This is a genomic window from Pseudomonas sp. (assembly GCF_051660785.1).
Taxonomy (GTDB): domain Bacteria; phylum Pseudomonadota; class Gammaproteobacteria; order Pseudomonadales; family Pseudomonadaceae; genus Aquipseudomonas.
Window position 1 is genome coordinate 88,664 of record NZ_JBOFQE010000085.1, and the last position, 15,427, is coordinate 104,090.

Annotated in this window: 13 protein-coding genes; 8 read left to right on the forward strand and 5 right to left on the reverse strand. The window is 61.1% G+C overall.

Going from position 1 to position 15,427, the window contains the following annotated elements:
• The first annotated feature begins 108 nt into the window (after positions 1-108).
• Positions 109-1,143 (forward strand): DUF6515 family protein, encoded by a 1,035-nt coding sequence (locus ACRC4F_RS22780; RefSeq protein ID WP_438661371.1) that lies wholly within the window; start codon positions 109-111, stop codon positions 1,141-1,143.
• On the opposite strand, the gene ACRC4F_RS22785 is transcribed toward ACRC4F_RS22780, so the two are convergent.
• On the reverse strand, positions 1,128-2,033 hold the full coding sequence (locus ACRC4F_RS22785) for a cation diffusion facilitator family transporter (protein WP_438661372.1): 906 nt from the start codon (positions 2,031-2,033) through the stop codon (positions 1,128-1,130). The two genes, ACRC4F_RS22780 and ACRC4F_RS22785, sit on opposite strands and share 16 nt — an antisense overlap.
• A gap of 28 nt (positions 2,034-2,061) precedes the next feature.
• The gene (locus ACRC4F_RS22790; RefSeq protein WP_438661373.1) at positions 2,062-2,481 is read right to left on the reverse strand and encodes a polyribonucleotide nucleotidyltransferase; all 420 of its coding nucleotides are present in this window, start codon (positions 2,479-2,481) and stop codon (positions 2,062-2,064) included.
• A 110-nt stretch (positions 2,482-2,591) separates the two neighbouring features.
• Here ACRC4F_RS22790 and hrpB point away from each other — a divergent pair, with 110 nt between their 5' ends.
• Positions 2,592-5,108, forward strand: a complete 2,517-nt coding sequence (hrpB, locus tag ACRC4F_RS22795) for an ATP-dependent helicase HrpB (RefSeq protein WP_438661374.1) — start codon at positions 2,592-2,594, stop codon at positions 5,106-5,108.
• Positions 5,109-5,275: 167 nt separating this feature from the next.
• Here the strand turns inward: hrpB and ACRC4F_RS22800 are convergent, their stop codons facing one another.
• Positions 5,276-6,196 (reverse strand): LysR substrate-binding domain-containing protein, encoded by a 921-nt coding sequence (locus tag ACRC4F_RS22800; RefSeq protein WP_438661386.1) that lies wholly within the window; start codon positions 6,194-6,196, stop codon positions 5,276-5,278.
• Positions 6,197-6,422: 226 nt separating this feature from the next.
• Between ACRC4F_RS22800 and ACRC4F_RS22805 the strand changes: the two genes are divergently transcribed.
• The 5 genes from ACRC4F_RS22805 (at position 6,423) to ACRC4F_RS22825 (ending at position 12,341) form a co-directional block, all read left to right on the forward strand.
• Positions 6,423-7,916 carry an aldehyde dehydrogenase gene (locus ACRC4F_RS22805; RefSeq protein ID WP_438661387.1) on the forward strand — a complete coding sequence of 498 codons (1,494 nt, stop codon included), beginning with the start codon at positions 6,423-6,425 and terminating at the stop codon, positions 7,914-7,916.
• A gap of 18 nt (positions 7,917-7,934) precedes the next feature.
• Positions 7,935-9,305 carry an aspartate aminotransferase family protein gene (locus ACRC4F_RS22810; protein WP_438661375.1) on the forward strand — a complete coding sequence of 457 codons (1,371 nt, stop codon included), beginning with the start codon at positions 7,935-7,937 and terminating at the stop codon, positions 9,303-9,305.
• A 412-nt stretch (positions 9,306-9,717) separates the two neighbouring features.
• A complete protein-coding gene (locus tag ACRC4F_RS22815) occupies positions 9,718-10,704 on the forward strand; it encodes an ABC transporter substrate-binding protein (RefSeq protein ID WP_438661376.1) in 987 nt (328 codons plus the stop codon).
• A 9-nt stretch (positions 10,705-10,713) separates the two neighbouring features.
• Entirely contained in the window at positions 10,714-11,517 is an 804-nt protein-coding gene (locus ACRC4F_RS22820) for an ABC transporter permease (RefSeq protein WP_438661377.1), read from the forward strand.
• Positions 11,505-12,341, forward strand: coding sequence for an ABC transporter ATP-binding protein (locus tag ACRC4F_RS22825; RefSeq protein WP_438661378.1), 837 nt, complete (start codon positions 11,505-11,507; stop codon positions 12,339-12,341). The genes ACRC4F_RS22820 and ACRC4F_RS22825 overlap by 13 nt, the downstream gene beginning before the upstream one ends.
• A gap of 130 nt (positions 12,342-12,471) precedes the next feature.
• Here the strand turns inward: ACRC4F_RS22825 and ACRC4F_RS22830 are convergent, their stop codons facing one another.
• Together ACRC4F_RS22830 and ACRC4F_RS22835 are read right to left on the reverse strand one after the other, a co-directional pair.
• Entirely contained in the window at positions 12,472-13,548 is a 1,077-nt protein-coding gene (locus ACRC4F_RS22830) for an endonuclease/exonuclease/phosphatase family protein (RefSeq protein ID WP_438661379.1), read from the reverse strand.
• Between the two features lie 162 nt (positions 13,549-13,710).
• On the reverse strand, positions 13,711-14,385 hold the full coding sequence (locus ACRC4F_RS22835) for a YciC family protein (protein ID WP_438661380.1): 675 nt from the start codon (positions 14,383-14,385) through the stop codon (positions 13,711-13,713).
• A gap of 178 nt (positions 14,386-14,563) precedes the next feature.
• Here ACRC4F_RS22835 and ACRC4F_RS22840 point away from each other — a divergent pair, with 178 nt between their 5' ends.
• Complete coding sequence (locus ACRC4F_RS22840) at positions 14,564-15,316, forward strand: DUF2076 domain-containing protein (protein WP_438661381.1); 753 nt, start codon at positions 14,564-14,566, stop codon at positions 15,314-15,316.
• The last annotated feature ends 111 nt before the right edge of the window (positions 15,317-15,427 follow it).

Genomic DNA, 15,427 nt, shown 5'->3' on the forward strand with positions numbered 1-15,427 from the left:
TTTGTCGGCACCCTCAATAAATAAGTTGCGCGACTGATAACCTGTTGCAGAACCGCCCTGTGCTTTCCCAGTCTTACGTACAGGCCCTAACCCGCAGTGAGGAAAAGCATGAAGTCGCGCATCTGGCGTTTGGCCGGTGTTGGTTTGCTGTGTATGAGTGTCACTGCGCAATCGCTGGCCGATGATCAGCAAAACCGTGGCCCCGATGGCGGGCAACGTGGATCGGACGGCCATCAGGGCAACAATCAGGGGCATGGCGGCAATAACCAGCCGCGCCCGCAGAACAACGACATCATTCGTGGCGACAACAGCCGCCAGTTCGAGCACAACGGCCAGAATCAGAACAACGGCCAGAACAACGGCCAATGGCAGAACCGTCAGCAGCCCAACTACAACAATCCTGTTCGTTCACCGCCACCACCTCCGCAGCTACCGGCCAATGACCTGCCGATCCAGGGTCGGCCCGATGCTGTGCGCCAGACCCAGCAGCCGCAACGTGGTTACTATCAGGACGTTCCTCGACGCAACGATTACAACCAGCACTGGCAAAACAACGGTCCGCGTCCCGATGATCGTCGCTGGGCCGGTCGTCCGGACGGGCACGGTAATGGCTGGGGTCCCGGTCCGCAGTATCGGCCGGGTCATGTGATCGACCGCTTCCCGGATCGTGACTACCGCGTGCCTTATGGTGGCCGGGATTATTTCTATTCCGGGGGCTACTGGTATCGCCCGCAAGGCCCGCGCTATGTGGTGGTGCAACCGCCTCGCGGGATTCGCGTCAGCTACTTGCCCGATTACGCGCGTGAGGTGTGGATCGGCGGGGCGCTGCTGTTCCTGGCGGCGGGCTCGTATTACGCCTATCAGGAAAGCTCTCAGGATTACGTTGTGGTCGAGCCGCCAATCCAGGCTCAGCCGCAGACGCAACCGGTCAGCAACAGTTACGACGTAGAAGCCTACCCGGCCAACGGTCAGTCGCCGGAACAGGTCAACCAGGACGGTTACGAGTGTTATCAATATGCGGTGCAGCAAAGTGGCTTCAATCCGCGAACGGCCACCTATCAGCCAGACCCGTCGGTGGTGCAAGCCTACCGCCAGGCCCAAGGCAATTGCCTGAGCAGTCGCGGTTATCAGGTTTCTTTCTGAGCTCTGGCGGCCAGCACCACTTCCTGCGGGTCGGCGTGCACCAGCACCTCGGCTCGCGGGTAAGCGGCGTGAATCGCATCGGCGGCCTGATCGCTGATGCCGTGGGCGACTGAAAGAGTCAGGTCTCCCGGCAATTCCAGGTGCAACTGCACGAACCATTGGTTGCCGGAAACCCGCGTGCGCAGGTCATGCGCGCCCAACACCCCCGGAACGCTGCAGGCCAGTTCAAGCATGTGCTGGCTGACATCCGGCGGCAGCTCCTCATCCATCAGCACCGTAAAACTTTCCCGGGCGATCTGAATTGCGCTCCAGAAAATATACCCGGCGATCCCCAGGCCAAACCACGCGTCGAGCTGATGCCATCCAAACCCGGCCAACACCAGCGCTACCAGAATGCTGCCATTGAGCAGCATGTCCGAGCGGTAGTGCAGGGAGTCGGCGCGTACCGCATTCGAGCCTGTGGCCTTGACCACCCGATGTTGCAACATAAGCAATGCCAGGGTCAGCGCCAGGGAGAACACAATCACCCCGATGCTGATCCATGGCGCGCCCACCGGTTCCGGATGTTTCAGCCGCTCGATCGCCTGCAAGGCAATCAACACCGCACTGCCGCCAATGAACAGCGCTTGAGCCATGCCCGCCAACGATTCGGCCTTGCCATGCCCATAACGGTGATCGTCATCGGCCGGCCGCAAGGCGTAATGCACCGCCAGCAAGTTGAGCAAGGAGGTGACGCCGTCGAGCGCCGAGTCGGTCAGCCCGGCGAGCATGCTCACCGAACCGCTCAACCACCAGGCGATGGCTTTGGCGACGATCAGCGTACACGCCACCGCCACCGAGGCACGGGTCGCCAGCCATAGCAGGCGGGCGTGTTCGGCGCTGGAAATCATAGTGCTGTCGTTCCTTCTTATGCACGGGTTACGCGGCAGGTTGCAGGCCGAACATCGCCAGTTGCTGGGCGCTGCCCTTGTGCTGAATCAGGCGCGGGTCATCCAGCGGGAAGCTGCGGCCCAGCTCGGTTTCGAGAATGGTCTGCAGTTTGTGGTTATCAACCTTACCGTCGGCGCCGATCGCTTCCTTGAGTTTTTCCGGCGCCACCTGAGCGGTGCGTCCAGGCTCGAAGTAAATCGCGCCGGTGGCGAAATCCACGGCAAACGCGATCAGGCCGGGGATGATGTAGAACAGCAGACCCACGGCATCCAGCGCCGCAATGGCCGGATCGATCTTGCCGTCAATCTGCCCACGGCGATCGGGGTAGAAAATCGATCCGCACGCGGTGACTTGGGTGAGCAGGGTGGCGACCAAAACACCGCCAATCAAGCGAAAGGGAACACGCATAGGAAATCTCCTGAGTCATCTGGTAAACGAAGCGTCGTCTATATGAATTAGGACCGTGATTAACGCCTGGCAGTTCGCCGTTATACTCGTCGCTCTGTTTTGGAGCCAGCATGATTTCTCTGCCGATTGATGAAGTTTTACCCGCGCTGCGTGAAGCCTTGGCGACACGCCACGAAGCCGTGCTCGAAGCACCGCCCGGCGCTGGTAAAACCACCCGTGTTCCGCTGGCCTTGCTCAACGAGCCATGGCTGGCCGGGCAGACCATTCTGATGCTTGAACCGCGCCGTCTGGCGGCGCGGGCGGCGGCGGAGCGTCTGGCCAGTGAGCTGGGGGAGAAGGTCGGTGAAACTGTCGGTTACCGCATTCGTCTCGACAGCAAAGTCGGCCCCAGGACCCGTATCGAAGTGGTCACCGAAGGCATTCTCACCCGGCGCTTGCAGGATGACCCGGCGCTGGAAGGTGTGGGTCTGCTGATCTTTGATGAATTCCACGAGCGCAGTCTCGATGCCGACCTGGCATTGGCCTTGAGCCTGAATGGCCGGGAGCTGTTTCGTGAAGATCAACCGCTGAAAATCCTTTTGATGTCGGCAACCCTGGAGGGCGAACGCCTGGCCGGGTTGCTCGATGATGCGCCGATCCTGCGCAGTGAAGGCCGGATGTACCCGGTGGCGATGCGCTGGGGCCGGCCGTTCCAGCCCGGTGAATTCATCGAGCCGCGTCTGGTGCAGACGATTCTCGAAGCCTTGAGTGATGAGACCGGCAGCGTTCTGGTGTTCCTGCCAGGGCAGGCGGAAATCCGTCGTGTGCATCAGCAGTTGGCTGATGCGCTGGGCGAGAACACGCAGGTGTTGCTCTGCCCGTTGCACGGTGAACTGGACCTCGCCGCTCAACGCGCAGCGATCGATCCGGCGCCAGCGGGCAAACGCAAAGTGGTGCTGGCGACCAACATCGCCGAGACCAGCCTGACCATCGACGGCGTGCGCGTGGTGATTGATGCCGGGCTGGCGCGGGTGCCGCGTTTCGATCCCGGCAGCGGCATGACCCGGCTCGACACCCAGCGTATTTCCAAGGCCAGCGCCACTCAACGCGCCGGCCGGGCAGGGAGGCTGGAGCCGGGCGTGTGTTATCGCCTGTGGTCGCAGGATCAGCACGAACAACTGGCGGCCTATGCCAGCGCGGAAATTCTTTCGGCCGACCTCGCAGGCCTGGCCTTGCAGCTCGGGCGATGGGGCGTTACTCCGACGCAACTGGTGTGGCTCGACGTGCCACCCGCCGCGGCATATGCACAGGCGCAGGATCTGCTTGATCGCCTGGGCGCGCTGGATGGCGAAGCGCTGACCCGTCACGGTCAGGCCATGGCCGAACTGCCGGCGCATCCGCGTATCGCCCATCTGTTGTTGCGCGGGCAGGCCCTCGGTTTGGCTGACATGGCTTGCGATGTCGCGGCATTGCTTGGCGAACGGGATATCTTGCGTGGCGCCGGAGCGGATCTGCACAGCCGATTGGTCTTGTTATCCGGCGAAGAACGGGCCGCTCGCGGTGCTCAGGGCGGCGTGCAGCGCGCCCGGCAACTGGCGCGGCAGTATCGCGGTTACCTGCGCGGCAAAGCGTCGGAGCCGGTCAGCGATCCCGATCATCCGCGCTGGCTCGGCGCGCTGCTCGCGTTGGCCTATCCCGACCGCGTCGCCCAGCAACGTCGGGCCGGTGGCGCTGAATATCGCTTGGCCAACGGTCGTGCGGCGTTGTTCGCTGAAGCGGACAGTTTGATGAAGCAGGCGTGGTTGGTGATTGCCGATCTCGGCAGTCGTCAGGGCCAGCGTGAGGAACGGATTTATCTGGCGACGGATTTTGATCCAGCGTTGTTCGATTCGGTGTTGGCCGAGCAAGTGCGCGTGGTCGATCAACTGGACTGGGACGAACGCGAAGGCGTGTTGCGCGCCGAGCGTCAGCGCAAGGTCGGTGAATTGATCCTCAGCCGTGAGCCGCTGACCGGACTGGATGAAACCGCGCGCAGTCAGGCGCTGGTGAATCTGGTACGCCGCAAGGGACTGGAACTGTTGCCGTGGACCCCGGAGTTGCGTCAGTGGCAGGCGCGGGTGGCGTTGTTGCGCCAGTTGGACCTTGGCAGCAAGAGCGAAAGTGAGTGGCCGGATGTCAGCGACGCCGCGCTGCTCAAAAACCTCGAGCACTGGTTGATGCCGTATTTGGGCAAGGTCTCGCGACTCAGTCATTTCGCCAACCTGGACTTGTCGAGCATCGTCCACAATCTGCTGCCATGGCCGCTGCCGCAACGGCTCGATGAGCAGGCACCGCATCATCTGAGCGTGCCGTCGGGTTCTTCGATACGACTGGATTACAGCGAGCAGCCACCGATTCTGGCGGTGCGTTTACAGGAGCTGTTCGGTCTGTCCGATACCCCGCGCATCGCCGGAGGCCGGCAAGTGGTGAAGCTGCATCTGCTGTCCCCGGCGCGGCGGCCGGTGCAGGTGACCCAGGACCTGGCGAACTTCTGGCGCAGCACGTATGCCGAGGTGAAGAAGGATTTGAAGGGGCGGTATCCGAAGCATTACTGGCCGGATGATCCGTTGGTGGCTGAGGCTACGGCGCGGATCAAACCGCGTAAATAATCAGGTCGAACATAGAACCTGTGGCGAGGGAGCTTGCTCCCGTTGGGTGGCGAAGCCGCCCCAAAATTGGCCACCGCGGTGTTTCAGGTACACCGCGTGCAATGGTTTGGCGACTGCTGCGCAGTCGAGCGGGAGCAAGCTCCCTCGCCACAGGAATTTCACCAGACTCAGGTTCTTGTCTGGGCCTTTGCAGTGAGCTGCTCCCGGCAGTAGTCAGCAAATAACTGCGCCGGCTTGGTCAGTTGCCCACGCTTGAGCCACGCCGCCACCAATCCAGATCCGGTGACATCTTCGATGATGTCCACGCACACCACCTTCTTGCCATCGTAGGTGCATTCCGAATGCGGCCGAGTGACCAGGATCGAGAAACCGAACCCTTGCCCGACCATGCCCCGCACCATCTCGATCGACGGTGAGCTGAAGGCAATGTTCGGCGACAGGTTCAATTCCTCGAACAAGCTGACGAAGTAGGTCCGGCTTGGTTGCACGTCCAGCAGAATCATCGGCTCCAGGCACAGATCGCGCAGCGACACTTGCTTGAGCTGGGCGAAGCGATGGTCCGCCGGCAGCAACGCATAAGGTCGCTGCGCCGGCATCAGCGGTTCGGTCTGGATGGTGGCGTCGAGTTCATGCTCATAGAGGATCGCCAGGTCAAACGTGCCCGACGTCAAGCCTTGCACCAGCTCCTGCTGCTCGCCGTCGCGGATGCGGATTTTCACCCCTGGGTACAGCGCCGAAAACCCCGCGATCAACTGCGGCAGGTACAGCGGCGCGACCGTTTCGAAGCAGCCGATATCGATTTGCCCGGCCACCACGTCGTTATCGGCCAGGGCGTTCTGTTCGAACTCCTTGGCCATGCGCAGCAGTTCCTGGGCCTTGCGGTAGAAGCGCGCACCGCTCGGTGTCAGGGACACGCCCTGGGCGTGATGACGGATCAGCAGTTGCACGCCGAAGCTGTCCTCCAGGCCCTTGATCGCCGTGGAAATCGCCGGTTGGGCGATGTACAGCTTGCGCGAGGCCTCGGCGACGCTGCCGCATTCGACGGTGGTGATGAAGTACTTCAATTGACGCAGGTTGTAGGCAGCCACGGCAAACCTCGGGGTGGATGGACTCGACATCCAGGCAATTTTTGCGCCGACTGCATCCGTTCTGACGACGGTGTTGTTGTGTTTGAACAATAACCACATCCCGTGCAACCGGGGAGATTGGCTGCCCAGTTTTTTCATGGTCTGCGAAGACATTTTTACTATTTTTACTGGACTCGGGCCTGGGCCACCATCCAAAACACAAGAAAAGCCCATGGAGCATCTGAACGTGTTCGAGCTTGCATATTGGCAAAAAAAAGCCGCCGCGCTGCGGTTTCCCGATCTGGCCGTGATCGACGGCAAACCCCGTTCGGCGCAGTCAGGGCAGACCTTCACGGCGATCAACCCCGCCACAGGCCAGCGCCTGGCTGACGTGACCGCTTGCGGTACTGAAGAGGTGGAGGCGGCGGTCCGCAATGCGCGGCAAGTATTCGAGGCCGGCACTTGGTCGGCGCGTTCGCCGAGCGAGCGCAAGCAAGTGCTGCTGCGCCTGGCGGATCTGATCATGACCCACCGCGAAGAACTGGCACTGCTGGATTCGCTGAACATGGGCAAACCGGTGATGGACGCCTACAACATCGACGTGCCGGGCGCCGCCGGGGTGTTTCGCTGGTACGCCGAAAGCCTCGACAAACTCTACGACCAGATCGCCCCGAGCGCGCAGAACGTTTTGGCGACCAATACCCGCGAAGCGCTGGGCGTGGTCGCTGCCGTGGTGCCGTGGAATTTCCCGCTGGACATGGCCGCGTGGAAACTCGCGCCCGCGCTGGCGGCGGGCAATTCGGTGATTCTCAAACCCGCCGAGCAGTCACCGTTTTCTGCGTTGCGTCTGGCCGAACTGGCGCTGGAAGCCGGCCTGCCAGCAGGCGTGCTGAACGTGCTGCCGGGTCTCGGCGAGCAGACTGGCAAAGCCCTCGGTTTGCACCCGGACGTCGATTGCCTGGTGTTCACCGGCTCCACCGAAGTCGGCAAATATTTCATGCAGTATTCGGCGCAATCGAACCTGAAACAGGTGTGGCTGGAGTGCGGCGGCAAGAGTGCCAATCTGGTGTTCGCCGATTGCCAGGACCTGGACCTGGCCGCCGAGAAAGCCGCATTCGGGATCTTCTTTAATCAGGGCGAAGTCTGTTCGGCCAACTCGCGGTTGCTGGTGCAGCGTTCGATCCATGATGAGTTCGTCGAGCACCTCAAAGCGCAGGCCGAGCGCTGGTTGCCGGGGGATCCGCTGGACCCGTCAAGCAGCGCCGGGGCGATTGTCGACAACCGCCAGACTGCACGCATCATGAAGTTCATCCAGCAGGCCGAACGCCTCGGCGCGACCAAGGTGTGCGGTGGTCGGCAGTCGATTTTCAACGGCTCCGACAACTTCATTCAGCCGACGATTTTTACTGACGTAAGCCCGGACATGCCGCTGTTTCGCGACGAAGTGTTCGGCCCGGTGCTGGCGGTCACGGCGTTCGACGACGAGGCCCACGCCTTGCAACTGGCCAACGACAGCGTCTACGGATTGGCGGCCTCGCTGTGGACCGACGACCTCAATCGCGCCCACCGTGTGGCGCGGCAATTGCGAGCGGGCACGGTGTCGGTCAACTGCGTCGATGCGCTCGACGTGACTGTGCCTTTCGGCGGTGGCAAACAGTCCGGTTTCGGCCGCGACTTGTCACTGCACTCGTTCGATAAATACACCCAGTTGAAGACCACCTGGTTTCAGCTGCGCTTATAACAAAACGGAGTACTGGCGATGACCACACCACGTGAAACCCGCGACTACCAGGCCGCCGACGCTGCGCACCACATCCACGCATTCGTCGATCAGAAAGCGCTCAACGATGAAGGACCGCGGGTGATGGTCCGTGGCGAGCGCCTGCACCTGTGGGACAACGATGGTCGGCGTTACCTCGACGGCATGTCCGGGCTGTGGTGCACCAACCTCGGTTACGGCCGCAAGGACCTGGCCGCTGCAGCGACCCGGCAGCTTGAGCAGTTGCCGTACTACAACATGTTTTTCCACACCACCCACCCGCAGGTCATCGAGCTCTCGGAGCTGCTGTTCAGCCTGTTGCCGGGGCACTACAGCCACGCGATTTACACCAACTCCGGCTCCGAAGCCAACGAGGTGCTGATCCGTACCGTACGGCGTTACTGGACGATCCTCGGCAAGCCCGAGAAGAAAATCATGATCGGTCGCTGGAACGGTTACCACGGCTCGACCCTGGCGGCGACGGCGCTCGGCGGCATGAAGTTCATGCACGAAATGGGCGGCATGCTCCCCGACATCGAACACATCGACGAGCCATACTTTTTCGCCCACGAGGGCAACTTGACTCCGGCTGAATTCGGCCTGCGGGCGGCGCAGCAACTGGAAGCGAAGATTCTCGAACTGGGCGCGGACAAGGTCGCAGGCTTTATCGCCGAACCGTTCCAGGGCGCGGGCGGGATGATTTTTCCACCCGAAAGTTACTGGCCGGAGATTCAGCGGATCTGCCACAAGTACGATGTGCTGTTGTGCGCGGATGAAGTGATCGGCGGCTTCGGTCGTACCGGCGAATGGTTCGCTCACGAGCACTTCGGATTCGAGCCGGACACCCTGTCGATCGCCAAGGGTCTGACCTCCGGTTACATCCCCATGGGCGGGCTGATCCTGTCGAAGAAAATGGCCGAGGTGCTGGTGGAGCAGGGCGGTGTTTTTGCCCACGGCTTGACCTATTCCGGGCACCCGGTGGCGGCAGCGGTGGCGATTGCCAACCTCACGGCATTGCGCGATGAAGGGGTGGTGACGCGGGTCAAGGATGACATCGGGCCATACCTGCAACAGTGTTTGCGTGAGGTGTTTGGCAATCACCCGTTGGTGGGGGATATCCAGGGTGTCGGCATGGTCGCGGCATTGCAATTGGCCGAGGATAAAACCAGCCGCAAGCGTTTTGCCAATGAGAACGACATCGCCTGGCGTTGCCGCACGATCGGCTTTGAAGAGGGCGTGATTATTCGCTCGACGTTGGGGCGGATGATCATGGCGCCGGCGTTGATTGCCAGTCGGGAAGAGGTGGATGAACTGGTCGGCAAAACCCTGAAAGCGGTTGATCGTACGGCTCAGGAATACGGCCGGCTCTGAGATCGCAGGAAGGTCCTTCGGACCTTAATCGTCGGAACGCCGCCCGGAGCCGGCTCGCTCCTACATTGGAATGGTGTTGACCTCGGTAGAGAGGGCGACATGGAAACCCTGTGGGAGCGAGCCTGCTCGCGATGGCTTTTGCCGATTCACCACACCTCTCACCTTTTGCACCCACCCCGTGCACCCCCGCCAAACCCGCCCTTTTACGGCGCACGCTACCCAGTTTTTTCATCACTCCCAACGACATATTTCCTGATTTTCCTATTCCCGCCCCTGGTCCAACATCGACTTCGCCAGTCAGCCAAATGCTGACCACCGAAAGGTCCATCAGAGACCACCGGTGGCAACTGATCCAAGGCCACTGGCCGTACTGCCCATGACAAAACTAAATCAACAGCTTTGGGAGTGCTCCATGATCAAGTCCTTGCTTAACCGCGTCGCTCATCCATTGGCGATCACCGCCATCGCCGCCACGGTCGCCACCAGCGCCCAGGCCGGCACACTGTCCATCGGCCACACCACGTGGGTCGGATACGGCACCCTTTATCTCGCTCAGGACCTTGGGTACTTCAAGGAAGGTGGATTGACCGTCGAATTGCCCGTCGTCGAAGAAGCCTCGATGTACATGGCCGCGCAGGCGTCGGGCGAGTTGTCGGGCTCGGCGTCGACCATTGATGAAGTGCTGAAATACCGTCCGCAATTCTGCTTCAAAGCCGTAGCCGCACTCGATGACAGCCATGGTGGCGACGGCGTGCTCGTGGGCAAGGACATCAAGAGTCTGCAAGAGCTCAAAGGCAAGGCGGTGGCGGTGAACGAAGGGTCGACCTCGCAGTTCTGGCTGTCGTACCTGCTGAAAAAACACGGCATGAGCATGAGCGACATCACCGTGCAGAACATGACGGCCGATGACGCCGCCACCGCGTTCATCGCCGGTCGCGTGCCCGCCGCCGTGACCTGGGAGCCGCACCTGTCGATGGTGCGCAACAAGCAGCAGGGCAAAGTGCTGATCGACAGCAGCAGCACACCGGGCGTAATCGTCGACGTGGTCGCGCTCAATTGCACGGTCATCGAGAAGCAGCCGGAAGACGTCAAGGCCTTGGTCGCCGGTCTCTACAAAGCGGTGCAGTACACCAAGGATCATCCGGAAGAGGCTTACAAAATCATGGCCAAAGGCGTCGGCGGTTACCTCGCCGATCCGAAGGAGCTGGCCGCCGCCGCGAAAGGCGTGCGTTTCTACGATCAGGCCATGAGCGAAAAACTCCTCGGCTCACCGGGCAAGCCGGGCGACAGCGAGCCACTGATCAAACTGGCCAACGAAACCGCCAGTGAATTGCAGGGCAAACCCTACAACGTCAGTAATGACGACCTGATCGACAACCGCTTCGTCAGCCCGCTGTAGGAGGTCCGCATGTTCAAGCGCAATTCATGGCTGAGCCGCTGCATCACGCCCAAGACCGGCCTGCCCGTGCAGGTGATCTGGAGCGCGAGCGGCCTGGCCTGGGTGTTGTTGATCAGCCTGTGGGCCGGGTTGTCTTACGGTGGCGTGGTGCCGGGCATGTTCCTGCCGACCCCGGGCGCGGTGGTTGAAGCCGCCGTGCGCCTGAGCCGCGACGGTACGCTCGGTTTGCACGTGTGGGCCAGTCTCGAAGTGGTGATGGTCGGTTTCATTGTCTCGTCGCTGGTGGCGGTGCCGCTGGGGCTGCTGATGGGCAGCTTCCGCATCGTTCAGGCGTTCCTAGAGCCGATGGTGAATTTCATCCGCTATCTGCCGGTCACTTCGTTCGTGCCGCTGTTCATTCTGTGGATCGGCATCGGTCTGGAGCAGCGGGTGTCGGTGATCATCTTCGGCGTGTTTTTCCAGCAACTGGTGATGATCGCGGACGTGTCCAAAGGCATTTCCAAGGACCTGATCAACGCCTCCTACACCTTGGGTTCGACCCGCCGCGATGCGGTGCTGCATGTGATCGCGCCGGCATCGTTGCCGGGTGTGCTCGACACACTGCGCGTGACCATGGGCTGGGCGTGGACCTATCTGGTGGTCGCCGAACTGGTCGCCGCTTCCAGTGGCCTGGGTTACTTGAGCCTGAAAGCCATGCGCGGCTTTCAAGTGGATGTGATTTTCCTGGCCATCGCGATCATCGGCCTGTTGGGTCTGGTCACCGATCAACTGTTCCGTTTTCTACGTCTGAGGATCACCGCATGGGCTCAGTAAGCGCCGTCAACCCGCGTTTCGTCACACCCACGGTCGCCCCGGTGCAAGCCGCGCCACGGCTGCAAGTGGACAAAGTCAGCCTGCGTTATCAGAAACCTGGCGGCGGGATGTTTACCGCGCTGGAGCAGGTGTCGTTCGAAGTGCCGGATCAACAATTCGCCGTACTGGTCGGGCCGTCGGGCTGCGGCAAGTCGAGTTTGCTGTACCTCACAGCGGGCCTGAACGAGCCCACGGAAGGCGAGATTTATGTCGGTGGCCAGCAAGTGCAAGGACCCGGCGCGGATCGCGGCATGGTGTTCCAGAGCTATACGCTGTTCCCGTGGCTGACGGTGCGGCAGAACGTCGAATTCGGCCTCAAGCGGCGCGGCATGGCGGCGGCGCAGCGCAAGGAAATCGTCGACTACTACGTCAATGAAGTCGGCCTCACCGGGTTCGCCGACAACTACGCCAAGCAGCTGTCCGGCGGCATGATGCAGCGCGTGGCGATAGCCCGGGCGTTGGCCAATGATCCGCAAATCCTGTTGATGGATGAGCCTTTCGGCGCCCTCGACAGCCAGACGCGCTTGCAAATGCAGCAGCTGTTGTTGAGGGTCTGGGGCAACAGCAAGAAGACCGTGTTGTTCGTGACCCACGATATCGACGAGGCGATTCTGTTGGGCGATCGGGTTTACGTGATGGGCGCCAGGCCTGGGCGGATCAAGCAGATTCTGGACGTGCCGATTGAGCGCCCGCGGACCCTGGACATGGTGATGGAGCGCTCGTTTATCGAGATGAAGCGCAGGATTTTCGGGCTGCTGCATGATGAACTGGAGGACGAACATTGATGCCAGTCATGCACAATCCCTGTGGGAGCGAGCCTGCTCGCGATTGCGGTGTGTCAGGAAATGGTGATGTCGACTGACCCGCCGCTATCGCGAGCAGGCTCGCTCCCACAGGTTCTGCGGTTGCCTGAGATTACGGTGCAGCCGGCAACAAAAACCGCGCAATCACCGGCAAATGATCGGAGATCCGCAAGGTATCGTCCTGCCTCACCATGGCCTCGACCCGTTTGATCCGCGGGCTGTAGAAGAGGTAGTCGACCGTCCGGTCCGGGCCGTTCAAGCCTGGATCATTCGGGTAGTGGGTCAGCCAGCGTGTCCAGTCGATTCCGCCGGCCTCGTTGTTGGTCGGGATCATCGGGTATTTGTCCCACAGCACATGCAATGCGCTGTCGGCGGAGTAGGGCGTGCGTTGTTCGTCGGGCAGGCGTCGGTACTGGCCCAGCGGCAGCAGGTTGAAGTCGCCACCGATCAACCACGGGGTGCCACGGCTTTCAAATTTGTCGAGCACCCTGGCCACGGCTGTCACCTGGGCTTGCAGGGTTTCATCGGGCTGGATGACGCGATCCAGATGGGTATTGAGCGCCGCGATCTGCCCGCCGTCGCTCAATGGCAGATAGGTCACCAGCAAGGCGTTTTTCGGCTTGAACTGACGGCTGATGATGTTGGCTGGCGAGACCGGCAATTGCAGGCGTTCGGCGTGTTCGATCTGGAATCGGCTGAGGGTTGCCAGTTGCCGACCGACGCTGCCGAAGATGTGCGGCAGCGGCACGAAATCAGCTTTCCAGTCGAAGGCGTGAGCGCTGCACGGATAAAGGTCGGCGAGCCGTTCCTGGAGCAACTTGAACTGGTTCTGGTAATCGCTGGCATTGGCGTTGTCATCCAGTTCCTGCAACAGCACGATGTCGGGTTGTTCGTCGCGAATCACCCGCGCCACTTCATCGAGGCTGAAGGCCATGTCTTCGGGGGTGGGGCTTTCGTCGTCGCCTTCGGCCAGGTCATTCCAGAACACATAGCGTTTACCCGCCAGGTACTGGACGTTCCAGGTCATCACTTTCAACGCCTGGCCGGGCACCAGCGTGGGCGCCTGCGTGCTGCAACTGACCGGTAATGCTTCCTTGGCTCCGGGGCGCCAGGTCAGGTTGTAGATCAGGGCAATCAGGCCTGCCGCGATCAGCAGGCCCAGCAAGGTGTAGCGCAGTAGACGGGTCATGGCTCGGCTTATAGCGTTACAAAAGATGAGCCTGAGCATAACCGAGCGTCGGGTCTATTCCCAAGGGTGAAACGGCGTATACATCGATTAGCCGTGACACATCACTTTGTAGCAGCTGACGAAGCCTGCGTTCGGCTGCTGCTACAAGGGTCCGTGTCGCTCTCAAAGAGGTCGATCAATCTTTTCCGGTGTATCGACAATCAGCATGAACAACCGGAACACCACGACGCTGGTGAACAGTTGCAAAAAGCTGTGCGCGCTGTCGATCAGCAGCGAAATCACCGGGTTCTGCGGCTCCGGGTAAATCGCCAGGGTCGCGCCCTTGAGCACCCACAACGGGCCCATCACACACAGAATGCACGCCAGGATGCGCAGGAAATGGCCGCGGGTCAGGCGCAGGCTTTCCTTCATCGCCGCCAGCGGGGCCAGGCCGCGCAGCACCAACAGATACTCACCGAATGCCAGGGTCACCATGAGCCAGATGCCCGGCAGGAAATACAGCGACAGGCCGAGCAGGATCAGCAAGGTATTGAGGGCGGTGAGCAGGGCGAAGCGTGGCCACAAGTAAGCCGACCTCGACAACAGCTCGCGGTTGCTTGGCGATTCGCCACGGCTGCGGGCATCGAGAAACAGGATCAGTGCGGCCGTGTACAGCGGATAGACCAGCAGGCCGACCATGATGCTGATACCGGGAAAGCTGTCCGGTTCGGTGGAGCGATCGACCACTTGTTGCAGCAGCGCTTCGAAAATCACCAGCGGCAGGCACAGCCGCACAATCTGGCCCAGATTGCGCTTGAAGAAATACAGAGAGTCACGCAGTACTTCGAACGGATTCATCAGTTGGTATCGCAGGTTGAAAGCAGTGGCCCACTTTAACCGATGAAGCCCTTTGGGGCGCAAACGTAAACGTTCGGTAAAGGTCATTGAAACAACTTGTTTCAGCCTCCATTAAGGTCGAGCGCCGTATCCTCCCTGGAGAAGGTCAACGATTTCCCCGGCAATCTACGAGGTCGCCATGAACAGCGAAGAACAAACCCTGATCGATGGACTGTTTTCCCGGCTGCAGCAGGCCGAAACGGACTCAGCCCCGCGCGACGCCCAGGCCGAGGCGCGGATCAAGGAACACCTGACTCGCCAGCCTGCGGCAGGCTATTTCATGACCCAGGCGATTCTGGTGCAAGAGGCCGCAATCAAGAGCCTCGACGCACAGAACAAGCAACTCGCCGAGCAAGTTCAGCAACTGCAGGCCGAACTGCAATCGGCCAAGCCTCAGACGGCGGCGCCCGCCAGCGGTGGTTTCCTGTCGAGCATCTTCGGTGGCGGCTCCCGTGATCCGCAGCCTGCACCGACGCAAAGCGCGCCGTCCTCCAGTGGCGGCTGGCGTGAGCCGGGGCGGCCGTCGTTCAACTCGCAGCCGCCACAGCAACAGAACTTCGGTGCTGCGCCGCCTCAGCAGAATTACGCACAACCACAACAACCCGTCGGCAGCGGTTTCCTCGGCGGCGCGCTGAAAACCGCTGCCGGTGTGGCCGGTGGTGTGATGCTGGCACAAGGCATCAGCAGCCTGTTCCAGCACAATCAACAACCGGAAGTGGTGGAAGTCATCAAGGAAGAGCCGGCCCAGGTCAACGATCAGAGCGGTGACAACGGTTGGGGCGATGATCAGCGCGTGGCTGACAACTCCAATGATCAAGGCGGCTTTACCGACGCCGACTACAGCGATGACAGCTCATCGTTCTTTGGCGGCGACGACGATTCCTTCGTCTGATTCAACGTTACAGGTGTAACACTGAACCTGTGGCGAGGGAGCTTGCTCCCGCTGGCTGCGCAGCAGTCCTTTTTTTGGGGCCGCTGCGCGACCCAGCGGGAGCAAGCTCCC